The following is a 20,149-nucleotide window of genomic DNA, read 5'->3' as shown; positions in this document are numbered from 1 at the left end:
CCTATGGCGTCCGTCACGTTCAAAAACGTCTGCAAGAAGTTCGGTGAATTCGTCGCCGTGAACAATTTCAACCTCGAGGTCAAAGACAAGGAGTTTCTCGTTCTGCTCGGCCCCTCCGGGTGCGGCAAGACGACCACCATGCGTATGGTCGCAGGTCTCGAGGAAGCCACGTCAGGCGATATCTACATCGATGCGGATCGCATCAACGGTGTCCTGCCCAAGTATCGCGACGTCGCGATGGTCTTCCAGTCCTATGCCCTGTATCCGCACTTCACCGTCGAGGATAATATCGGCTACCCGCTGAAGATCCGCAAAGTGCAGCCTGCCGAACGCAAGCGCCGAATAGCCGAGGTCGCGCGGCGTGTCGAACTCGAGACGATGTTGTCCCGTTTACCCAAGGAACTCTCCGGCGGCCAGCGCCAGCGCGTCGCACTCGCCCGCGCGATTGTTCGCACGCCGCGCGTCTTCCTCATGGATGAGCCCCTGTCCAATCTCGACGCCAAGCTTCGCGCCCAGATGCGGGCGGAGTTGAAGCATCTTCAGCATGAGTTGCAGGTCACGACGGTCTATGTCACCCACGATCAGATAGAGGCGATGACGCTCGCCCACCGCGTGGCCGTGATGAACAAGGGCGTGATCGAGCAGCTTGGAACGCCGCGGGAAATCTACAACGATCCGCGCACGCTCTTCGTGGCCGGCTTCATCGGTTCGCCGCCGATGAACCTCATTCCGGGCGAGGTGAGGGAGGGTGTATTCACCAGCGCCGGCTTCAGGGTCGGAGGTTTCGGCCGAGCAAACATTCCTCGCGCCGTCCTTGGCATCCGTCCGGAAGACGTCCATGCGGCCTTGGCCGAGGATGAAGACGTCAATCTGGTTGCGCCGATCTACTCGGTGGAACTCACCGGCGAGAATACGCTCGTCAGTCTGCGGCTGGGCGGTCAACTGATAACCCTGCGCGCCGACAAGAATTTTGCGGGTCAGATCGACCAGGAGATCGGCATCAAAGTCATGAGGGATCGCGTGTTTCTGTACAATGGAGAGACACAGGATCGTGTTGACCTCTGACATCTGCGCGGCGGCAATGGTGATGACGGTGGCATTGCAAGCCGCGGCCGCCGATATCGGTCCCGTCGCCGGCAATCCATTGATCGAAATTCCTGCCGGGTCATTCGTCTTCGGCCGCGACGATGGTCTTGCAAATGAACGGCCGCGCCGCATGCTTGAAGGTCGGCCATTTGCGATCAACCGCACCGAGATCACGAACCGGCAATATGGGCGCTTCGTCAAGGCGACCGGTCACCGTCCTGCCTTCTACGCCAATCACCCGCTCTTCGGGTTGGATGACCGGCCGGTCGTCGGGGTGAGTTGGGGAGACGCCGATGCCTTTTGCCGCTACTACGGCTTGGTCCTGCCGTCGGAGCAGCAATATGAGCGGGCGGCGCGAGGAACGAAGGGTGCTGCGTTTCCGTGGGGTGACGCCCCACCGGACGAAACGCGCGCAAATTCCGGCGCCGATGCCTGCTGCTCTGGCGATGCGCGCGACGGTTATCCGATGACCGCGCCGGCGGAGTCGTTCGAGGCCGGCGCAAGCAGCGAGGGTGTCCTCAATCTTGCCGGCAATGTGTGGGAGTGGACCGGCGATCTCTATGCGCCGTATGAAGGCGGGAACGCGGCGAGGAGCGCCGGACCACACCGCGTGCTTCGCGGTGGCTCCTGGAACAGCGATCAGAAGCACCTGACGACGACCTATCGCCTTGCCTATGATCCCGAATTCCGTTTCTCAGCCAATGGAGGCTTCCGATGCGTCCGCTCAGCGCATTGACAATCGCCGCTGGCCTTCTGTTTTTGACGATTGAGGCCGGTGCCGAGCCGACCGTTGCTCCCGGCTACAGGCTCGAGACGATCAGCACGCCGGGGGCTGCTTATTCCGGCCTGTCGCGAGACGGCGAGGATCTGCTCGTCACGGATCTCGCCAGCGGCCGGCTTTACCGGCGCGGTCCGGACGGCAAGCTTGCCGCATTTGGTCCGGCCTTTCCCTATGGTCTCGACGTGATCGGCGACCCGACCGGTCCCTACCGTGTCGTCCGCGTTGGCGACGACCTTGTCGTCGCCCAGGGGTGGACGCCAGTCAATTCCGACGAGGGTCCGCTTGACCATGCGCTTGTCGCATTCGACGGTACCGGCAAGCTTCGTGTCATCAGCCGCGATTTCTGGAATCCGTTCGATTTCATCGTGGCCGGCGGAATTTACTATGTGATCGACTCCGCGCGAAACAGCGTCGAGCGCGTGCAGGCGAACGGGCGGAAAGACACGATGATGACATTCCGCCGCATGGGGGAGGCGACGACGGCGCTGCAAAACCTTTCGCCGACGGAATTCGCTGAAGAAAAGAGCTACGAAGTCGACGCGGTGCCAACCGGCATCGGGCTTCGCGACGAGCGTCTTCACATCGCTCTGTTCGGCGGCTTCCCGTTCCTTGCCGGCGCGGGAAAGATCGTTTCGATCCCTGAGGCCGGTGGGGCGTCAATGCCAAGGGTTGACGTCGAGGGCCTGAACGCGCCGGTGAGTATCGCCGTCGACAGCGATGGAGACTTGCTTGTCCTCGAACACGGTACCTACGATCAGAAGGAAGGTTTCCACAAGGGCAGCGGGCGGTTGCTCCGGCTCGACAAAATGACAGGCCGTCGAACGGTTATCCTCGGCGGCCTGACGCGACCGGTATCCGTCCTCGTCTGGGACGAGCGGCGGCTCGTTGTTTCCGAACTGGGTGGCAACCTCCATTTTCTAACACGTGAAACGGCTCACTGACGACCAGCGCCACCCGCATTGTCCGGTTTTTCTGCGGGCGTGCTCAAGGCCTGTTCGCCGGTGAAGAGCGGGTTCACTGAGATCAGTCGATGAACTTCGGCCCGACAATGCCGGCCGTGTTCTTTCTATAAAAAAGAGACGATTTGGCCGTCCGGAAGCTCGCCGGAGTGCGAGATCGAGGCTCAGCGGTGTGAGAATGCGTCTCCTGGGCCGTGGTGCATTTTCCGGCAAGACATGCGATGAGGTAGAATATAGACAAATAGGAACCAGGAGCCTTCGATGGCGTTGAGCATCAAAGACCCGGAGACCGAACGACTGGCCCGCACCCTGGCCGAACGCACGGGGGAGACCATCACGATCGCCACGCGCCGTGCCCTGGAAGAGCGGCTGCGCCGCATGGGCTCCGAGGCTCGCAAGACCGCCCTGCTGGAGGATATGGCTGCCAGCCGCCGGCGCTGGAGCGCCTTGCCCATCCTGGATGACCGCTCCGCTGATGAGATCATCGGTTATGACGAGAACGGGCTGCCAGACTGATGGTCATCGATACCTCCGCCGTCGTCGCAATCGCCCTCAACGAACCGGAAGCAACGGCTTTCGAGCAGAGGATTGCCGATGATCCTGTCCGCCTGATCTCGGCCGCCACCGTGCTCGAAGCCGCAATGGTCCTCGAGACCCGTCTCGGCGAGCCCGGCGGCAGCGAGCTGGACCTGTGGTTGCACAAGGTCGGCATTGAGATCGTCGCTGTTGAACCGGATCATGCCGACCAGGCGCGGCGCGCCTGGCGCCGCTATGGCGGGGGCCGGCATCCGGCGGGGCTGAACTACGGCGATTGCTTCTCCTACGCACTCGCAGCCCTCAGCGGCGAACCGCTGCTCTACAAGGGACACGATTTCGCGCAAACCGACATAAGAGCGGCATGAGGCGCACGATGGAGAACCCTTCGTCGCCCGAAAACCTCCCTGACACAGGCAGTGCTGGCGGCGACACTGACCGGCAACTCACGACACCCCATTCCCCTCCCCTGCCAGCGCATTTCGAAGATCGTGCCGATCGTGCCGGCACTTACGTCGAGGCCGCCCGTTCCGCCAATACCCGCCGCGCCTACGCTGCCGATTGGAAGCATTTTTCCGCCTGGTGCCGGCGCCAGAATGTCTCGCCCCTCCCCGCTGATCCGCAGGTCGTCGGCCTCTATATCACGGCTCTCGCCTCCGGAACCGCCGAACGCGGCATGAAGGCAAACTCTGTCTCCACCATCGAGCGTCGCCTCTCCGCCATAGGTTGGAACTGTGCACAACGCGGCATGCCGCTCGACCGCAAGGACAGGCACATTGCCACCGTGCTGGCCAGCATCCGCAACACCCACGCCGCCCCGCCCCGACAGAAGGAGGCGATCCTGCCGGAGGATCTGATCGCCATGCTCGAGACTCTGGATCGCGGTAGTTTACGCGGCTTGCGGGACCGGGCGATGCTGCTGATTGGTTTCGCTGGCAGCCTGCGCCGCTCGGAGATCACCGGCCTCGATCTTGGGCGCGACCAGACGGAGGACGGGCGCGGTTGGATCGAAATCCTCGACAAGGGGCTACTGGTGTCGCTGCGCGGCAAGACCGGCTGGCGCGAGGTGGAGGTCGGCCGCGGCTCCTCCGACACGATCTGCCCGGTCGTCGCTGTCGAGACCTGGATCAGGTTCGCAAAGCTCGCCAAAGGCCCCCTCTTCCGCCGGGTCACCGGAAAAGGCAAAGTTGTTGGGCCGGATCGCCTCAACGACAAGGAGGTTGCGCGCCTCGTCAAGTCGGCCGCCCTTGCCGCTGGTGTTCGCGGCGACCTCAGCGAAAATGAGCGCGCCGAAAAATTCTCAGGCCATTCGCTGCGCGCCGGGCTTGCCGCCGCATCGAGATCAAGCAGCGGTTCAACGCCTACATGAAGCAGTATGGCGACAGCGTTCCCGATGGTGAGCGCGTCGGCCGCGACCTGGACCGGCGGATCGAACAGCTCGCGGCCGACCCTGGTGAAGGCCGCGCTTTCGCGGCATTTGTCGACGATGCGGTGCAGACGATGCCACTCTGTGAACGCAGCGTTAGCGTTCTGTGCCTTTTCAAGCCGGCCGCGATATCCCATGTTGGGGATCCCCCGCAACGGACGCCCCGCGTCGAGGCAGAATATCCATGAAAAAAATCGGCTTCCTTTCCTTCGGCCACTGGACCCCCTCCCCTCAATCGCAGACCCGGTCCGCCGGCGATGCCCTTCTCCAGTCCATCGACCTCGCGGTCGCGGCCGAGGCGCTCGGCGCCGACGGAGCTTATTTCCGGGTTCATCACTTCGCCCGGCAGCTTGCCTCCCCCTTCCCGCTTCTGGCCGCGGTCGGTGCGAAAACGAAGAGCATCGAGATCGGCACGGCGGTCATCGACATGCGCTACGAGAATCCGCTCTACATGGCGGAAGATGCAGGCGCCGCCGATCTCATCGCCGGCGGCCGCCTGCAGCTCGGCATCAGCCGTGGCTCGCCGGAACAGGTCATCGATGGCTGGCGCCATTTCGGCTTTCAGCCGCCGGACGGGTCAAGCGACGCCGACATGGGCCGTCGCCATGCCGAGGTCCTCCTCGACGTTCTGAGAGGCCAGGGCTTCGCCCAGCCCAATCCGCGCCCCATGTTTCCCAATCCGCCAGGCCTGCTTCGTCTCGAGCCCTATTCGGAGGGCCTGCGCGAGCGTGTCTGGTGGGGCGCTGGCTCGAATGCCACGGCCGTCTGGGCCGCCAGGTTCGGCATGAATTTGCAGAGCTCCACCCTGAAAGATGACGAGACAGGCGAACCCTTCCACGTCCAGCAGACCGCCCAAATCCGGGCTTACCGCGAGGCCTGGAAGGAAGCCGGCCACAGCCGCACGCCGCGCGTCTCGGTCAGCCGCAGCATCTTCGCGCTCGTCAACGATCGCGATCGCGCCTATTTCGGCCGCGGCGGCAAAGAGGAGGATTCGATCGGCTATATCGACGAGAACACAAGGGCGATCTTCGGCCGCTCCTATGCGGCCGAGCCGGAGGAACTCGTCAAACAGCTCGCCGCGGACGAGGCGATCACGGAAGCCGACACGCTACTTCTCACCGTCCCCAACCAGCTCGGTGTCGACTACAATACGCACGTCATCGAGGCGATCCTGAAACACGTCGCGCCGGCTCTCGGCTGGCGCTGATGGCAGATCCGGACAGGTTCAGATCAAATTGATGCGGCAGACTGACATCGTTGCTATGACTCCTTGACCGATGGGCCTTGTGGAGTTCCCCGAGAAGGAAGCGTCAGAATGTCGGCGGCGTGTTGATCCACAGCAGCACCGTCTCGCCATCATGCCGGTTCGACCAGGCGTGATGGCGCCGGCTCTCAAAATAGAGCGAATCGCCGGCCGTTAGGTCATAAAACTGATCGGAATCAAGCACGAACTCTACCCGCCCCGACAGCACATAGACGAACTCCTCGCCTTCATGCTTGTAGGCGCCTTCGCTGGAGGCGCCAGGTTCGAGCACGAACCGGTGACAATCCATCTGGTTGCGGCCTTCGGCCAACAGTTGAACCGTCACGCCAGGTGTCGTACGCGGCCAGTTCCGCCATTCGCCGGAACGGACCAGCGCCCGGACCTCCGGCTCGTCCTCGCCGGAAAGGCTGGAAACCGTCGTTCCGAAATATTCCGCGAGATTGTGCAGGACCGCGACCGAGACACCCTGCGAGGTGCGTTCCAGCGTCGAGAGAATGGACGCTGCAATGCCGATGTCACCGGCCACCTGCTCAAGTGTCCTGCCTGCGGCATGACGCAGGCTCCTGAGCTTGCGTCCGACCTGCGATGCCGGATTGGCATCTGCGACGGCAGCGGCGTCATCGGTCTCGCCGGCTTCCGCTTCGAGCGCTTCGCGAATGGCTGCCGGATTGAGGCCACGCTCGGCGCGGAACCAGGAGATGCGCTTCAGTTGGGCGACGTCGCTCTCGCTGTATTGCCGGTGGCCGGTGGCGGAGCGCTCCGGCACCACGAGCCCCTGCGTCTCCCAGAGCCGCAAGGTCGATGCCGAGACGCCGGCAAGGCGGGCCGCCTCCGCCACCTTGTACCGTACGGAGATGGCATCGCTCATGGGCCACCACTCGAAATTCTCATACCGTCAATGTTCCAGATCGCGAAACAGGTCTTCGCCGCTGTCCAGGTGGCGTGAACCGCGATCGCTGGGAAGCACAGGGGCACCGTCCGGCACCTTCAGTTCGAAAGGCAGACGCTTTTCTTCGGCAATGCGCAGCATCAGGAGACGGATAGCATCGGAAACCGAAAGGCCCATGGCGTCCAGCGCCGCAATCGCCTTCTGTTTTGTTGCGGAATCGATGCGGGCACGGATAATGGCATCAGCAGTCATCGGCATCATTCTCCTATTGCTACGCATTACAACGTGGCGGTGCCAACCCGGGGAAATAGGCCAATCGGGCGTCGCCGTGAAATTCTAAGTGTTCAAAGTATCAGAAAAATATCCGTCCAATGCTCCAAGCATCAATGTAGCCACACATGCCGCTGGGTGACAAGAAAAAGCATCACAAATGCTGTATTTGTGTTCACCATAATTAATTTGCAAACCTACAGAAAAAATGTAGGATTTGCAAATTGCTCCTCAACTTTAGGATGACGACCGTGACCAGTTTGACCGATCGCAAGAATGCAGCAATTTCCCGCGGCGTTGGCATGACCACGCAAATCTATGCGGACCGCGCGGAAAATTCCGAAATCTGGGACAAGGAAGGCAATCGCTACATCGATTTTGCCGCCGGCATCGCCGTGGTCAACACCGGCCATCGGCATCCGCGTATCATCGAGGCCGTCAAGGCGCAAATCGATCGCTTCACCCATACCTGCCATCAGGTCGTGCCCTATGAAAGCTACGTTCACCTCGCCGAGCGCCTCAATGCGCTGACACCAGGCAATTTCGCCAAGAAGACGATCTTCGTCACCACCGGCGCGGAAGCCGTGGAGAATGCCGTCAAGATCGCCCGCGCCGCCACCGGCCGCCAAGCCATCATCGCCTTCGGTGGCGGTTTCCATGGCCGCACCTTCATGGGCATGGCGCTGACCGGCAAGGTCGTGCCCTACAAGGTCGGCTTCGGCGCAATGCCGGGCGATGTCTTCCATGCCCCCTTCCCGATCGAGCTGCATGGCGTCAGCGTCGAACAGTCGGTCGCTGCCTTGAAAAAGCTGTTCGCCGCGGATGTCGATCCGGGCCGCGTCGCCGCCATCATCCTCGAGCCCGTGCAGGGCGAAGGTGGCTTCTATCCGGCACCTACATCCTTCATGCGCGCCCTTCGCGAGATCTGCGACCAGCACGGCATCCTCCTGATCGCCGACGAGGTGCAGACCGGCTTTGCCCGTACAGGCAAGCTGTTCGCCATGGAACACCACGACGTGGCACCCGACCTGATGACCATGGCAAAGAGCCTGGCCGGCGGCTTTCCGCTTGCAGCGGTCACCGGCCGCGCGGAAATCATGGACGCCCCGGCACCGGGCGGTCTCGGCGGCACCTATGGCGGTAATCCGATCGGCATTGCCGCCGCACACGCCGTTCTCGATGTCATCGCGGACGAAAAGCTCTGCGAGCGCGCCGAGCAGCTCGGCAACCGGCTCAAGCAGCGCCTCGCCGCCATCCGCGAACAGGCGCCGGAAATTGTCGATATCCGCGGCCCCGGCTTCATGAACGCCGTCGAGTTCAACGACCTAAAGACCAATCTGCCGAGTGCGGATTTTGCCAACCGTGTGCGCCTGATCGCTCTGGAAAAGGGCCTGATCCTTTTGACCTGCGGTGTCCACGGCAATGTCATCCGTTTCCTCGCGCCGATCACCATCCAGGACAATGTCTTCGCCGAGGCGCTCGACATTCTCGAAGCGTCGATCATGGAAGCACGGGCCTGACGCGGACCGGACCTTATTGAAAATCACATCGGGCAGCCGTTCTGTTGTTGCCCGATGGACCTGGCCGTGTTTATCGGCTATCGGCCCACGACGACACGTGCCGCCCCGCGCCTTCGATGCGTGGACCGCCAGAAAGGATCACCGATGATCTTTACCGAGACGCTGATCGCCTATGTGAAGGAGCCGCGCCTGCTCGGGCTGGTCAATGCGCCCGGCGCGGCCGCGGCAGGGACCTTCGATGTGCACAATCCTTCCACCGGAGCGTTGCTCGCGACCTTGCCCGACATGGGCGTGACGGAAACACGAACCGCGATCGACGCGGCCTATGCAGCCCAGTTTCCCTGGGCCGAACGCCCGGCCGGCGACCGCAGCACGATTCTCCGCCGCTGGCATGATCTCGTCATCGCCCATCTCGATGATCTTGCGGCCATCCTGACCGCGGAAATGGGCAAGCCGCTGCCCGAATCCCGCTCCGAACTACAGCACGCGGCAGCCTATATCGAATGGTATGCGGAAGAGGCCAAGCGCATCTACGGCGAGACCATTCCAGCACCCTCGACCGACCGCCGCATGCTGGTGATCAAGCAGCCGGTCGGCGTCGTCGGCACGATCACGCCCTGGAACTTTCCAGCCTCGATGGTCGCGCGCAAGATATCGCCGGCGCTTGCCGTCGGCTGCACCGTGATCCTGAAACCCGCCGAACAGACGCCGCTCATCGCGCTGGCCATGCACGCGCTGGCGATCCGCGCCGGTTTTCCGAAGGGGGTCTTCAACCTCATCCTCGCCTCGCAGGGCGATGCGATCGGTCGCGAACTCTGCGCCAATCCCAGGGTGCGCAAGATCAGCTTCACCGGCTCGACAGAGGTCGGCCGCATCCTGATGCGGCAGTGCTCCGACCAGATCAAGAAAATCAGCCTCGAACTCGGCGGCAGTGCCCCCTTCATCGTCTTTGACGACGCCGACATCGATGCGGCCGTCGATGGTGCCATCCAGGCGAAATATCGCAATGCCGGCCAGACCTGCACCTCGGCGAACCGCATTTATGTGCAGAGCGGCGTCCATGATGAATTTGCCCGAAAGCTGGCGGCGCAGGTTGGCAAGCTTTCGGTTGGCGACGGCTTTTCGCCGGGCGTCGCGATCGGCCCGCTGATCGACGACCGGGCGATCCGAAAGGTCGAAACGCATGTGAACGACGCGACCGCAAAGGGGGCGTCGCTTCTTTGCGGCGGAAAACGGGTCTCTGGCGCCTTCTTCGAGCCGACCGTGCTTTCCAACGTCGACAAGAGCATGCTGGTCGCCTGCGACGAAACCTTCGGGCCGGTGGCGCCGATCATTCGCTTCGAGACGATGGAAGACGTCATCCTGCAGGCCAACGACACGATCTATGGCCTTGCCGCCTATTTCTACGCGACCGAACTGAAAAAGGTCTGGCGCGTCGCCGAAGCGCTGGAATATGGCATGATCGGCATCAACACCGGCCGCATGTCCTCCGAAGCCGCACCCTTCGGAGGCCTCAAACAATCCGGCATCGGCCGCGAAGGCTCCCGCCACGGCGCGGAGGACTATCTGGAGATGAAATATCTCTGCATGGGCAATATTTGAGGGTCAATGCATCGCTGAGGGTCGGGCTAGGCCCGCTCTATCAAAGATTTCAGCGCCTCGCGAACAAGGGCACCTCTTTCCTCAATACCGTTCAATTCCTGAGCTCGGGCAAGCAACTCATCATCCAGCACTATAGTCGTGCGCATTGTGCTCTCCATTATGCGCATCAAATCTATCATCGAAGATGCTTATTTCAATGCATCCTGCCTCATCCCGATCTCGGCCAGAACGTCCTGCGTATGCTCGCCAAGCCGTGGCGCACCGCGTTCCAGCTCTAGTTTCGAATCTGAAAATGTGATGGGCGTACGCACTCCCGGCGCCGTTCCCGAGGCGGCTCCGCTATGCGGCGTATCGATCCGCATGGCGCGATGAACGATCTGTGGATCGGAAAAGACATCCGCGACGGTATTGATCGGCCCGCCGGGCACACCAGCCGCTTCCAACTTCGCAAGCAGGTCATCGCGGCTGAACGTTGCCGTCCGCGCGGCCAGTTTCGGCGTCAGGCTGTCGCGATCTTTCACACGGGCCGCATTGGTCTGATACCGCGGATCGGTTGCCAGATCGTCCAGTCCCAGCAGGCCGCAGAACTTGACGAACTGCCGGTCGTTGCCAACGGCGACGATCAGGTGGCCGTCGGAGACGGGGAAGACCTGATAGGGTGCGATGTTCGGATGCGCATTGCCGAGGCGGCGGGGAGATTTTCCCGAGACAAGGAAATTCAGCGCCTGATTGGCCAGCACGCCGGTCATGCAGTCGAACAGCGCCATATCGATCTGCTGGCCGACACCGGTGCGCTCGCGCATGTGAAGCGCAGCCTGGACGGCAATGACGCCGTAGAGCCCGGTAAAGATATCGGCAAACGCGACGCCGATCTTCTGCGGCTCCCCTTCCGGGTCGCCTGTCAGGTCCATGATGCCGCTCATGCCCTGGATGATATAGTCGTAACCGGCGCGGTGGGCATAGGGGCCGTCCTGGCCGAAGCCGGTGACCGAGCAATAGATCAGCCGCGGGTTGATCTTCTTCAGACTTTCATAATCGAGGCCGTATTTCGCCAGGCCGCCGACCTTGAAATTCTCCAGCAGCACGTCCGACAGCGCTGCAAGCCGGCGCACCGCCTCCTGCCCTTCCTCCGTGGTGAAATCGAGGACGACCGAGCGCTTTCCCCGGTTGCACGCGTGGAAATAGGCGGCATCGAGGTGGCCGTCCTCACCGTCGACGAAGGGTGGACCCCAGGTGCGGGTGTCATCGCCTGCCAGGCTCTCCACCTTGATGACGTCGGCGCCGAGATCGGCAAGCGTCTGGCCGATCCACGGCCCGGCGAGGATGCGGGCCAGTTCGAGAACCTTCAGTCCCTTGAGCGGCGTTTCCATCCCGGCACTCAGAAGAAGGCCTGCAGCCCGGTCTGGGCGCGGCCGAGGATCAGGGCATGCACGTCATGGGTGCCTTCATAGGTATTGACCGTTTCCAGGTTCACCATGTGACGCATTACCTGATACTCCTCGGAAATGCCGTTCCCGCCATGCATGTCGCGGGCCGCGCGGGCGATATCCAGAGCCTTGCCGCAATTGTTGCGCTTGACGATCGAGATCATTTCCGGCGCCATGCGGCCGGCATCCATCAGTTGACCAACCCTAAGCGAGGCCTGAAGGCCGAGGGCAATTTCCGTCTGCATGTCGGCAAGCTTCTTCTGGAAAAGTTGCGTCTGCGCCAGCGGCCGGCCGAACTGCTTGCGGTCGAGGCCATATTGCCGCGCCGCATGCCAGCAGAATTCCGCCGAGCCGAGCACGCCCCAGGAGATGCCGTAGCGGGCGCGGTTGAGGCAGCCAAACGGACCCTTCAGGCCCTCGATATTCGGCAGCAGGGCCTCCTCGCCGACCTCGACATTATCGAGCACGATTTCGCCGGTGATTGAGGCCCGCAATGACAGCTTGCCGCCGATCTTCGGTGCACTCAATCCCTTCGTGCCCTTTTCCAAAACGAAGCCGCGGATGGCATTGCCATGCGCCTCGGATTTCGCCCAGACGACGAAGACGTCGGCGATCGGCGCGTTGGAGATCCACATCTTCGAGCCAATGAGCCGGTAGCCGTCCTCGGTTTTCACGGCCCGCGTTTTCATGCCGCCCGGATCTGAGCCGGCATCCGGCTCCGTCAGGCCGAAGCAGCCGATCCACTCGCCGCTGATCAGCTTCGGCAGATATTTCCGCCGCTGCGCCTCGGAGCCATAGGCGTGGATCGGATAGATCACCAGAGAGGACTGCACGCTCATCATCGAGCGATAGCCGGAATCGACGCGCTCAACTTCGCGGGCGACGAGACCATAGGCCACATACGAGGCACCGACGCCGCCATAGGTATCCGGCACCGTGACACCGAGCAGCCCGAGTTCGCCCATCTCGCGGAAGATCGAAGGATCGGTCGTTTCGTTGCGATAGGCCTCGATCACACGCGGCTGCAGTTCTTGCTGCGCATAGGCGCGCGCCGTATCGCGGATCATCCGCTCGTCTTCGGAAAGCTGCTCCTCCAGCAGAAAGGGATCGTCCCACTGGAATTCCTGTCTAGCCATGATGCCGTCCTCCCTTCGCTTTCCTTCTTGAAACGGTTATGGCAAGGCGGGCGGAACGATACAAACGAAAATGCGGCACTGCCTCATGCGCAGCCGGAATGCCGGGTAAGCCAGCATGCCGCAACGCAGGCTTTTTACGAATATCGAAAACATCGCGATGCCGCCGCAACGTTAGCTTTCCGGGGCTCATTCCGGCTGTGCGGCCGATGACGCAGGCGCCCGGCCGTTGGTGGCAATACTGGAATACATGCCCGTCGTGCGGAATTCCGTCGGGCTCGCGCCGAAATAGCGTCTGAATACCTTGGCGAAATAATTCGGATCCTCGAAGCCGGACATGATCGCCACTTCCTTCACCGACAAATCCGCCGCCTTCGTCAGAAGCTTGGTAGCCCGCTGCAGCCGCTTGCGCAGCACGAATTCGGCTGGCGGCATGCCCTCGCTCGCCGCAAAGACCCGGGAGAAGTGCGCCCGACTGAGGCCGGAAACATCCGCGAGTTTCTCGACCGGAAGCGGGTGCTCGAGATTGGCGATGATGTGATCGATGACGTGCTGCATCGTCCGGTATTCCTGGCTGAATACCGGGTGCGCCCCGAACACGTCGTCATAAAGCGCCATCGCCGCCTCGTAGGCGATCGCCGACGCACTGCCCGGCGCATCGGCGCCGCCGGAAATCAGTCTCAGGGTGCAATCGGCCAGGTGCTCGATCGTCTCCGGCTTGAGATTGAGGATCGGCCCGGTCGTCGAGAGAATGGCCTTGTGGATGCGCAGGGCTTCCTCGCCATTCATCGAAATCCAGAAAAACTCCCAGCGGCCATTCTGTTCGAGCCAGTAGCGATGGTTGTGCGGCACGAGCACGAGCAGTGTCTCGCCCTCGCGGACCCGATAGTTGCGGCTCTCGTAGCGAAGATTGCCTGCGCCCGCGATCGTGTGCTGCAGCACCGTGAAAGGCGTCTGGCCGCGTTTCCGGCCGTCCCAGTCATAGCTGGAATCCGTGCGGACCTCATAGCCCGTGCTGGTCGGCATGGTATGCAGGCTATGGCGTCCGCGAGGCAGCGAAACCGTCCGCATGACGGGGCCATTTTCGATCAACTGTTTCAGCACAGAATTACCCATGAAAGCACAATACCTCTCTGGCGATGACGAGCATTATACGCATAATGCACATCAACAAAGCAAGATGACCGGGTTGGAGCGGCATCGACAGGGAGAGCTGGGAGGATAAAAGCGCCAGAGCGCTCCTTTTCCCGCGCATGGATTTTACCCTGTCCGTTTTTTCCCGGCCGAATGACCAGCGACGAGGACAGCATGAGCAGCTTCAAGATTGCCATAATAGGCGCCGGCAGTGTCGGCTTCACCAAGAAACTTTTCACCGACATTCTCTGCGTGCCGGAGTTTCGCGACGTCGAGTTCGCGCTCACCGATTTGAGCGAGCACAATCTCGGTATGATCAAGTCGATCCTCGACAGAATAGTCGAGGCTAACAGCCTGCCCGCCAAGGTTACCGCATCGACCGACCGCCGCGAGGCGATCGCCGGTGCGCGCTACATCATCAGCTGCGTGCGCGTCGGTGGCCTCGCAGCCTATGCCGACGATATCCGCATCCCGTTGAAATACGGCGTCGATCAGTGTGTCGGCGATACGATCTGCGCCGGCGGCATTCTCTATGGCCAGCGCAACATCCCGGTGATCCTCGATTTCTGCAAGGATATCCGCGAGCTTGCCGAACCCGGCGCGAAGTTCCTCAACTATGCCAACCCGATGGCGATGAACACCTGGGCCGCCCTTGAATATGGCAAGGTCGACACGATCGGCCTTTGCCATGGCGTCCAGCACGGCGGCGAACAGATCGCCGAGATCCTCGGCGCCAAGGATGGCGAGCTCGACTACATCTGCTCGGGCATCAACCACCAGACCTGGTTCGTCGATGTGCGCGTCAAGGGCCGCAGAATAGGCAAGGACGAGCTGGTCGCCGCCTTCGAAGCGCATCCGGTTTTCTCGCAGCAGGAAAAGCTCAGAATCGACGTTCTGAAGCGTTTCGGCGTCTATTCGACCGAAAGCAACGGCCACCTCTCGGAATACCTGCCCTGGTATCGCAAGCGGCCGGAGGAAATTACCCGCTGGATCGATATGTCCGACTGGATCCACGGCGAAACCGGCGGCTACCTGCGCTACTCGACCGAGACCCGCAACTGGTTCGAGACCGAATTTCCGCAATTCCTCAAGGATGCCGAAAAGCCGATCGACCCGGCCCGCCGCTCCAATGAGCATGCCAGCCACATTCTCGAAGCGCTGGAGACCGGACGCGTCTATCGCGGCCATTTCAACGTGAAGAACAACGGCGTCATCACCAACCTGCCGTCGGATGCGATCATCGAATCGCCCGGCTTCGTCGATCGCTTCGGCATCAACATGGTCGCCGGCATCACGCTGCCGGAAGCCTGCGCCGCCACCTGCATTTCCTCGATCAACGTCCAGCGCATGTCTGTCCATGCCGCCATCACCGGCGATATCGATCTTCTGAAACTGGCCGTGCTGCATGATCCGCTGGTCGGCGCCATCTGCACGCCGGAGGAGGTCTGGCAGATGGTCGACGAAATGGTGGTCGCCCAGGCTGAGTGGCTGCCGCAATATGCCGACGCGGTGCCTGCCGCCAAGGAGCGGCTGAGCAAGGCCACGGTCAAGACCCGCGACTGGAAGGGCGTTGCCCGCCGCGAGGTCCGTTCGGTCGAGGAACTGCGCGCCGAAAAGGAAGCAACGAAGCTGAAAGCGGCGAGCTGAACGGTTTCAGCGAGATATGCGAGGCCCGTTTTCCTGAGGAGGAGGCAGGCCTGGGAGTGGGCAATCCGTTTGCCCGCTCTCTTCCGGCAGACGGCATCACGCCGTCCCGCCGGGTGCTGTTAGGAGGAGAGCCGCCCATACCGGGCCGGCCTGAAGCATGAGGGAGAAACAACGACAATGAGACGCTTTCGCCATCTGAAAACGACCACCGCCCTTCTATTGGGCGTGTCGGCATTCGCCGTCACGGCCTGGGCTTCCGAGCCGACCGTCGTGCCCGAGCAGCCGCCATTCCCGGCGCAGGGCAAGATCACCTATGTGCCGCGCGATTCGATCCTCGAATTCAAGGCTCTACCGGAATACAAAGAACCGGATTGGGTCACCGAGAAATTCGTCAAGACCGGCAAGCTGCCACCGGTGGCCGAGCGGCTGCCGAAGGAACCGATGGTCTTCAAGACCGGCAACATGCCCGACGGCATCGGCGTCTATGGGGACACGATGCGCCATGTCATCGGCGGTCGCCCGGAGGGCTGGAACTATTCGGCCGGCCAGACGCAAGGCTGGGGCGGCATCGATATTGGCTTATCCGAATGCCTGACGCGCACCGCGCCGCTCTACCAGGTCGAAGCCAGCGACGTAGAGCCGCTGCCGAACCTCGCCAAGAGCTGGGATTGGTCCGAAGACGGACACAAGCTGACCATGCATCTGATCGAAGGTGCCAAATGGTCGGACGGCGTGCCGTTCAGCTCTGAAGACGTGATGTTCTATTGGGACGACAATGTCGTCGATCCCAACGTGTCGCCGCTGAATGGAGCAACCCCCGAAACCTTCGGCGAAGGCACGACGCTGAAAGCCATTGACGCCAACACCATCGAGTGGACCTTCAAGGAAGCCTTCCCGCGGCAATATCTCTATGCCATGGCCTACGGCACGTTCTGCCCCGGTCCGGCGCATATCCTGAAGACCAAGCATCCCAAGTACAACAAGGATGTGACGTACGACCAGTACAAGAACGGCTTCCCGGCCGAATATATGAACATTCCCGTCATGGGCGCCTGGGTCCCGGTCTCGTACCGGGCGGACGACATCATCGTGCTGCGGCGAAATCCCTACTACTGGAAGGTCGACGAGGAAGGCCATCAGTTGCCCTACCTCAACGAGATGCACTACAAGCTCTCGACCTGGGCCGACCGCGACGTGCAGGCGATCGCCGGTTCCGGTGACTTCTCCAACCTCGAGCAACCGGAAAACTTCGTTGAATCGCTCAAGCGCGCTGCGTCCGATGCGGCACCGGCACGCCTTGCCTTCGGCGCCCGCCTGATCGGCTACAATCTGCGCATGAATCTCTCCGCAAACGGCTGGGGCGAGCCCGATGCCCGCGGCAAGGCCGTGCGCGAGCTCAATCGCAACGAGGATTTCCGCAAGGCGGTCACCATGGCGCTCGACCGCAAGAAGATCGGAGAATCGCTCGTCAAGGGGCCGTTCACGGCGATCTATCCCGGCGGCCTGTCGTCGGGCACAAGCTTCTACGACCGCCAATCGACGGTCTACTATCCCTTCGATCTCGAAGGCGCAAAGGCGCTTCTCGAAAAGGCCGGTCTGAAGGACACGGACGGCAACGGTTTCGTGAACTTCCCAGCCGGAACGGAAGGCGGCCAGGACGTTCAGGTCGTGCTCTTGAGCAATGGCGACTACGGCACCGACCGCAATCTTGCGGAAGGCGTGATCGGCCAGATGGAGCAGCTCGGCTTGAAGGTGACGCTCAACGCGCTCGACGGCACCAAGAAGGACAACGCCCACTATGCCGGTCAGTTCGACTGGACGATCCGCCGCAACGATCCGGACCTGACATCTGTGGTGCAGAACACCACCCAGCTCGCTCCGATGGGGCCGCGCACCAGCTGGCATCATCGCGCCGGCACGGACGGTACGCTCGACCTGCTGCCCTACGAGAAGGAACTCGTGGACATCGTCAACAAGTTCATCGCATCGGACGACAATACCGAGCGCACCGAACTGATGAAGCAGTATCAGAAGGTCGCAACGGAGAATGTCGATACGGTTGGCCTCACCGAATATCCGGGCGCGCTGATCATCAACAAGCGCTTCTCGAACATTCCGGTCGGTGCTCCGATCTTCATGTTCAACTGGGCCGAGGATACGATCATCCGCGAGCGGGTCTTCGCCGCCGCCGACAAGCAGGGAGATTACGAACTCTTCCCTGAGCAGCTTCCCGGCAAGCCGGGCGAAAACGGCCCGATCAACTGATCTTCCTCAAACACGCTCCGGCCGCCGACGATTGCGGCCGGGGCAACCCCTGAACACACAAGAGAACCCAACAGCCATGTTCCGATTTCTGCTTGTGCGCATCGCATCCGCCATCCCCGTGCTCTTCGTGCTGAGCGTCGTGACCTTCGCGATCATCCAGGCGCCGCCAGGTGATTACAGCGACTATATCCGCTCGCAAATGATCAACCAGGGCGGCGCCTCGTTCGAGGAGGCCGACGCCCAGGCGCAGGCCTACAAGGTCGCCAACGGCCTCGATAAGCCCCTGCCGGTGCAATACGTCAACTGGATCACCGGTATTGTGACGCGCGGCGATTTCGGCCATAGCCTGTTCTACAACAAGCCGGTAGCCGAGGTTGTCGGCGAACGCCTGCCCCGAACTTTGGCGCTGGCCCTCGTCTGCCATATCCTCGCTTCCGTCATCGGCATCACCTTCGGCATTCTCGCCGCCACCCGCCAATACTCCTGGGTCGATAGCCTGCTATCCGGCATTTCCTTTCTCGGCATGACGGTGCCACGCTTCCTGATGGCGCTGATCATCGTCTACATCATGGTGTTCCATTTCAACGTCACCGAGATCAACAGTTTCCACTCGGCCCGCTACGGCGGCGCGCCCTGGTCCTGGGGCAAGTTCGTCGATCTCCTGAAACATGTCTGGCCGGTGATCGCCATCGCCACATTCGGAGGCCTCGCCTACAATATGCGGGTGATGCGCGGCAATCTGCTCGATACGCTGAACGCCCAATATGTCGAGACCGCGCGCGCCAAGGGCCTCAGTGAACGCGCCGTCATCCTGCGCCACGCCGTGCCGAACGCGCTGCATCCGCTGGTCATGTACCAGGGCGTCGTGCTGCCCTACATGCTGACCGGGGAGATCGAGACGGCGATCATCTTCGCGCTGCCGACCGTCGGCCCGGCCATCGTCGGCTCCATGTGGGTGGGCGACGTCTATGTCACCGCCACCTTCATGCTGGTCCTGTCCGCAACACTGATCGTCGGCAACATCATCGCCGACATGCTTTTGGCCATGCTCGATCCTCGGGTTCGCCTTGGTGGAGGAGCACACGCATGAAAGCCGATGTTCAAGACGCCATCACCGTGCCGGTGCCCGCACCGCATCACGGCAACGAAACGTATCGGGCCCTTGTCTGGCGCCGCCTGAAGCGGTCCTGGACCGGCCTAATCGGCCTGATCCTCGTCTGCCTGCTGATGATCATGACGATCCTCGCCGAGTTCTTTTCGCCCGTCGATCCGAAGCTGACAGGCGTCGGCTTCGCTCCGCCGCAGACGATCAGCATCACCGATCAGGAGGGCAATCTCGTCTGGCCGCGCACCTATCAGGTCGGCGAGGGCACCGAGCTTGATCCGATCACTTTCCAGCCGATCGTCGGTCCGGACTATGCCAATCCGAAAAACCTCGGCTTCTTCGTCAAAGGCTTCAGCTACCGGCTTCTCGGCGTGATCCCGACTGACCGACATTTCTTCGGCGCTGTCGACGGCACGCCGGTCAACTTCCTCGGCACCGACAAGTTCGGCCGCGATGTCTTGTCCCGTATCTTCTATGGCTCCCGCGTCTCGTTGATGATCGCTCTGACAGTGGTCTTCATCGTCACCGTCGTCGGCACCACGGTCGGCATGGTGTCGGGTTATTTCGGCGGCCGCTTCGACAACTGGATGCAGCGCTTCGTCGAACTCGTGCTCGCCTTCCCGCAATTGCCGCTCTACCTGGCGCTCACCTCGCTGATCCCCGTGACGGCGCCGACCAATGTTTTCCTCGCCTTCGTCATCATCGTCATGTCGGCGCTCGGCTGGGCGCAGATGTCGCGCGAGGTGCGTGGCAAGACGCTGGCGCTTGCCCGCATCGACTATGTTCGCGCGGCAATGGCGATCGGCGCCACCGACAGGCGCATCATCTTCCAGCATATCTTCCCCAACGTCATGAGCCACGTTATCGTCGCGGTGACGCTGGCTATCCCGAATGTGGTGCTGCTGGAATCCTTCCTCGGTTTCCTCGGTTTCGCCGTCAAACCGCCGCTGATGTCCTGGGGCCTGATGCTGCAGGATACGGCCACCTATTCCGTCATCGGATCCTACCCCTGGATTCTTTCCCCCGTGGCCTTCGTGCTCGTCACCGTCTTTGCGTTCAACGCGCTTGGCGATGGCCTTCGCGACGCCGTCGACCCATACTGAGGAG

At 61.9% G+C, this 20,149-nt stretch carries 20 protein-coding genes; 14 read left to right on the top strand and 6 right to left on the bottom strand.

Annotated elements, in window-relative coordinates; genetic code table 11:
- The first annotated feature begins 3 nt into the window (after window positions 1-3).
- From ACSQ2Z_RS02205 to ACSQ2Z_RS02170, 8 genes are all read left to right on the top strand, one after another.
- Complete coding sequence (locus ACSQ2Z_RS02205; RefSeq protein WP_436079707.1) at window positions 4-1,065, top strand: ABC transporter ATP-binding protein; 1,062 nt, start codon at window positions 4-6, stop codon at window positions 1,063-1,065.
- A 22-nt stretch (window positions 1,066-1,087) separates the two neighbouring features.
- Window positions 1,088-1,822 (top strand): formylglycine-generating enzyme family protein, encoded by a 735-nt coding sequence (locus ACSQ2Z_RS02200; protein ID WP_436082946.1) that lies wholly within the window; start codon window positions 1,088-1,090, stop codon window positions 1,820-1,822.
- A complete protein-coding gene (locus ACSQ2Z_RS02195; protein WP_436079706.1) occupies window positions 1,801-2,808 on the top strand; it encodes a ScyD/ScyE family protein in 1,008 nt (335 codons plus the stop codon). Before ACSQ2Z_RS02200 ends, ACSQ2Z_RS02195 begins: the two co-directional genes overlap by 22 nt.
- 279 nt (window positions 2,809-3,087) lie before the next feature.
- The gene (locus ACSQ2Z_RS02190) at window positions 3,088-3,342 is read left to right on the top strand and encodes a type II toxin-antitoxin system VapB family antitoxin (protein WP_436079705.1); all 255 of its coding nucleotides are present in this window, start codon (window positions 3,088-3,090) and stop codon (window positions 3,340-3,342) included.
- On the top strand, window positions 3,342-3,728 hold the full coding sequence (locus ACSQ2Z_RS02185) for a type II toxin-antitoxin system VapC family toxin (RefSeq protein ID WP_436079704.1): 387 nt from the start codon (window positions 3,342-3,344) through the stop codon (window positions 3,726-3,728). Before ACSQ2Z_RS02190 ends, ACSQ2Z_RS02185 begins: the two co-directional genes overlap by 1 nt.
- On the top strand, window positions 3,725-4,729 hold the full coding sequence (locus tag ACSQ2Z_RS02180) for an integrase (RefSeq protein WP_436079703.1): 1,005 nt from the start codon (window positions 3,725-3,727) through the stop codon (window positions 4,727-4,729). The genes ACSQ2Z_RS02185 and ACSQ2Z_RS02180 overlap by 4 nt, the downstream gene beginning before the upstream one ends.
- Complete coding sequence (locus ACSQ2Z_RS02175) at window positions 4,726-4,974, top strand: hypothetical protein (protein WP_436079702.1); 249 nt, start codon at window positions 4,726-4,728, stop codon at window positions 4,972-4,974. The genes ACSQ2Z_RS02180 and ACSQ2Z_RS02175 overlap by 4 nt, the downstream gene beginning before the upstream one ends.
- On the top strand, window positions 4,971-5,993 hold the full coding sequence (locus ACSQ2Z_RS02170) for an LLM class flavin-dependent oxidoreductase (protein WP_436079701.1): 1,023 nt from the start codon (window positions 4,971-4,973) through the stop codon (window positions 5,991-5,993). Before ACSQ2Z_RS02175 ends, ACSQ2Z_RS02170 begins: the two co-directional genes overlap by 4 nt.
- Window positions 5,994-6,096: 103 nt before the next feature.
- Here ACSQ2Z_RS02170 and ACSQ2Z_RS02165 read toward each other — a convergent pair whose 3' ends face one another.
- Window positions 6,097-6,918 carry a MerR family transcriptional regulator gene (locus tag ACSQ2Z_RS02165; RefSeq protein ID WP_436079700.1) on the bottom strand — a complete coding sequence of 274 codons (822 nt, stop codon included), beginning with the start codon at window positions 6,916-6,918 and terminating at the stop codon, window positions 6,097-6,099.
- A gap of 27 nt (window positions 6,919-6,945) precedes the next feature.
- Window positions 6,946-7,191 (bottom strand): type II toxin-antitoxin system RelB/DinJ family antitoxin, encoded by a 246-nt coding sequence (locus ACSQ2Z_RS02160; protein WP_436079699.1) that lies wholly within the window; start codon window positions 7,189-7,191, stop codon window positions 6,946-6,948.
- A gap of 269 nt (window positions 7,192-7,460) precedes the next feature.
- Here ACSQ2Z_RS02160 and ACSQ2Z_RS02155 point away from each other — a divergent pair, with 269 nt between their 5' ends.
- Complete coding sequence (locus ACSQ2Z_RS02155; protein ID WP_436079698.1) at window positions 7,461-8,729, top strand: 4-aminobutyrate--2-oxoglutarate transaminase; 1,269 nt, start codon at window positions 7,461-7,463, stop codon at window positions 8,727-8,729.
- A 144-nt stretch (window positions 8,730-8,873) separates the two neighbouring features.
- Entirely contained in the window at window positions 8,874-10,331 is a 1,458-nt protein-coding gene (locus ACSQ2Z_RS02150) for an NAD-dependent succinate-semialdehyde dehydrogenase (protein WP_436079697.1), read from the top strand.
- A gap of 26 nt (window positions 10,332-10,357) precedes the next feature.
- Here the strand turns inward: ACSQ2Z_RS02150 and ACSQ2Z_RS02145 are convergent, their stop codons facing one another.
- The 4 genes from ACSQ2Z_RS02145 to ACSQ2Z_RS02130 all read right to left on the bottom strand — a co-directional run bounded on the left by ACSQ2Z_RS02145 (window position 10,358) and on the right by ACSQ2Z_RS02130 (window position 14,007).
- Entirely contained in the window at window positions 10,358-10,477 is a 120-nt protein-coding gene (locus ACSQ2Z_RS02145) for a type II toxin-antitoxin system VapB family antitoxin (RefSeq protein ID WP_436079696.1), read from the bottom strand.
- A gap of 42 nt (window positions 10,478-10,519) precedes the next feature.
- Complete coding sequence (locus ACSQ2Z_RS02140) at window positions 10,520-11,701, bottom strand: CaiB/BaiF CoA transferase family protein (protein ID WP_436079695.1); 1,182 nt, start codon at window positions 11,699-11,701, stop codon at window positions 10,520-10,522.
- Window positions 11,702-11,709: 8 nt separating this feature from the next.
- Window positions 11,710-12,894 carry an acyl-CoA dehydrogenase gene (locus ACSQ2Z_RS02135; protein ID WP_436079694.1) on the bottom strand — a complete coding sequence of 395 codons (1,185 nt, stop codon included), beginning with the start codon at window positions 12,892-12,894 and terminating at the stop codon, window positions 11,710-11,712.
- A 186-nt stretch (window positions 12,895-13,080) separates the two neighbouring features.
- A complete protein-coding gene (locus tag ACSQ2Z_RS02130) occupies window positions 13,081-14,007 on the bottom strand; it encodes a helix-turn-helix domain-containing protein (protein ID WP_436079693.1) in 927 nt (308 codons plus the stop codon).
- 192 nt (window positions 14,008-14,199) lie between these two features.
- Here ACSQ2Z_RS02130 and ACSQ2Z_RS02125 point away from each other — a divergent pair, with 192 nt between their 5' ends.
- From ACSQ2Z_RS02125 to ACSQ2Z_RS02110, 4 genes are all read left to right on the top strand, one after another.
- Window positions 14,200-15,672 (top strand): alpha-glucosidase/alpha-galactosidase, encoded by a 1,473-nt coding sequence (locus ACSQ2Z_RS02125; protein WP_436079692.1) that lies wholly within the window; start codon window positions 14,200-14,202, stop codon window positions 15,670-15,672.
- Window positions 15,673-15,849: 177 nt separating this feature from the next.
- Window positions 15,850-17,937 carry an ABC transporter substrate-binding protein gene (locus ACSQ2Z_RS02120; RefSeq protein WP_436079691.1) on the top strand — a complete coding sequence of 696 codons (2,088 nt, stop codon included), beginning with the start codon at window positions 15,850-15,852 and terminating at the stop codon, window positions 17,935-17,937.
- Between the two features lie 76 nt (window positions 17,938-18,013).
- Window positions 18,014-19,027 (top strand): ABC transporter permease, encoded by a 1,014-nt coding sequence (locus tag ACSQ2Z_RS02115; RefSeq protein WP_436079690.1) that lies wholly within the window; start codon window positions 18,014-18,016, stop codon window positions 19,025-19,027.
- The gene (locus tag ACSQ2Z_RS02110) at window positions 19,024-20,145 is read left to right on the top strand and encodes an ABC transporter permease (RefSeq protein ID WP_436079689.1); all 1,122 of its coding nucleotides are present in this window, start codon (window positions 19,024-19,026) and stop codon (window positions 20,143-20,145) included. Before ACSQ2Z_RS02115 ends, ACSQ2Z_RS02110 begins: the two co-directional genes overlap by 4 nt.
- The last annotated feature ends 4 nt before the right edge of the window (window positions 20,146-20,149 follow it).

Source organism: Pararhizobium sp. LjRoot235 (assembly GCF_964254145.1).
Lineage (GTDB): Bacteria > Pseudomonadota > Alphaproteobacteria > Rhizobiales > Rhizobiaceae > Pararhizobium.
The sequence above is the reverse complement of the archived record's forward strand: the minus strand, read 5'-3'. Positions and strand labels throughout refer to the sequence as shown.

What these genes read in the sequence shown, in the direction of transcription:
- ACSQ2Z_RS02185 (WP_436079704.1), top strand. Translation starts at nt 3,342, where the DNA reads ATGGTCATCGATACCTCCGCCGTCGTCGCAATCGCCCTCAACGAACCG.
- ACSQ2Z_RS02180 (WP_436079703.1), top strand. Translation starts at nt 3,725, where the DNA reads ATGAGGCGCACGATGGAGAACCCTTCGTCGCCCGAAAACCTCCCTGAC.
- ACSQ2Z_RS02160 (WP_436079699.1), bottom strand. Translation starts at nt 7,191, where the DNA reads ATGACTGCTGATGCCATTATCCGTGCCCGCATCGATTCCGCAACAAAA.
- ACSQ2Z_RS02205 (WP_436079707.1), top strand. Translation starts at nt 4, where the DNA reads ATGGCGTCCGTCACGTTCAAAAACGTCTGCAAGAAGTTCGGTGAATTC.
- ACSQ2Z_RS02170 (WP_436079701.1), top strand. Translation starts at nt 4,971, where the DNA reads ATGAAAAAAATCGGCTTCCTTTCCTTCGGCCACTGGACCCCCTCCCCT.
- ACSQ2Z_RS02110 (WP_436079689.1), top strand. Translation starts at nt 19,024, where the DNA reads ATGAAAGCCGATGTTCAAGACGCCATCACCGTGCCGGTGCCCGCACCG.
- ACSQ2Z_RS02190 (WP_436079705.1), top strand. Translation starts at nt 3,088, where the DNA reads ATGGCGTTGAGCATCAAAGACCCGGAGACCGAACGACTGGCCCGCACC.
- ACSQ2Z_RS02175 (WP_436079702.1), top strand. Translation starts at nt 4,726, where the DNA reads ATGAAGCAGTATGGCGACAGCGTTCCCGATGGTGAGCGCGTCGGCCGC.
- ACSQ2Z_RS02135 (WP_436079694.1), bottom strand. Translation starts at nt 12,894, where the DNA reads ATGGCTAGACAGGAATTCCAGTGGGACGATCCCTTTCTGCTGGAGGAG.
- ACSQ2Z_RS02130 (WP_436079693.1), bottom strand. Translation starts at nt 14,007, where the DNA reads ATGGGTAATTCTGTGCTGAAACAGTTGATCGAAAATGGCCCCGTCATG.
- ACSQ2Z_RS02150 (WP_436079697.1), top strand. Translation starts at nt 8,874, where the DNA reads ATGATCTTTACCGAGACGCTGATCGCCTATGTGAAGGAGCCGCGCCTG.
- ACSQ2Z_RS02200 (WP_436082946.1), top strand. Translation starts at nt 1,088, where the DNA reads ATGACGGTGGCATTGCAAGCCGCGGCCGCCGATATCGGTCCCGTCGCC.
- ACSQ2Z_RS02140 (WP_436079695.1), bottom strand. Translation starts at nt 11,701, where the DNA reads ATGGAAACGCCGCTCAAGGGACTGAAGGTTCTCGAACTGGCCCGCATC.
- ACSQ2Z_RS02125 (WP_436079692.1), top strand. Translation starts at nt 14,200, where the DNA reads ATGAGCAGCTTCAAGATTGCCATAATAGGCGCCGGCAGTGTCGGCTTC.
- ACSQ2Z_RS02120 (WP_436079691.1), top strand. Translation starts at nt 15,850, where the DNA reads ATGAGACGCTTTCGCCATCTGAAAACGACCACCGCCCTTCTATTGGGC.
- ACSQ2Z_RS02195 (WP_436079706.1), top strand. Translation starts at nt 1,801, where the DNA reads ATGCGTCCGCTCAGCGCATTGACAATCGCCGCTGGCCTTCTGTTTTTG.
- ACSQ2Z_RS02165 (WP_436079700.1), bottom strand. Translation starts at nt 6,918, where the DNA reads ATGAGCGATGCCATCTCCGTACGGTACAAGGTGGCGGAGGCGGCCCGC.
- ACSQ2Z_RS02115 (WP_436079690.1), top strand. Translation starts at nt 18,014, where the DNA reads ATGTTCCGATTTCTGCTTGTGCGCATCGCATCCGCCATCCCCGTGCTC.
- ACSQ2Z_RS02145 (WP_436079696.1), bottom strand. Translation starts at nt 10,477, where the DNA reads ATGCGCACGACTATAGTGCTGGATGATGAGTTGCTTGCCCGAGCTCAG.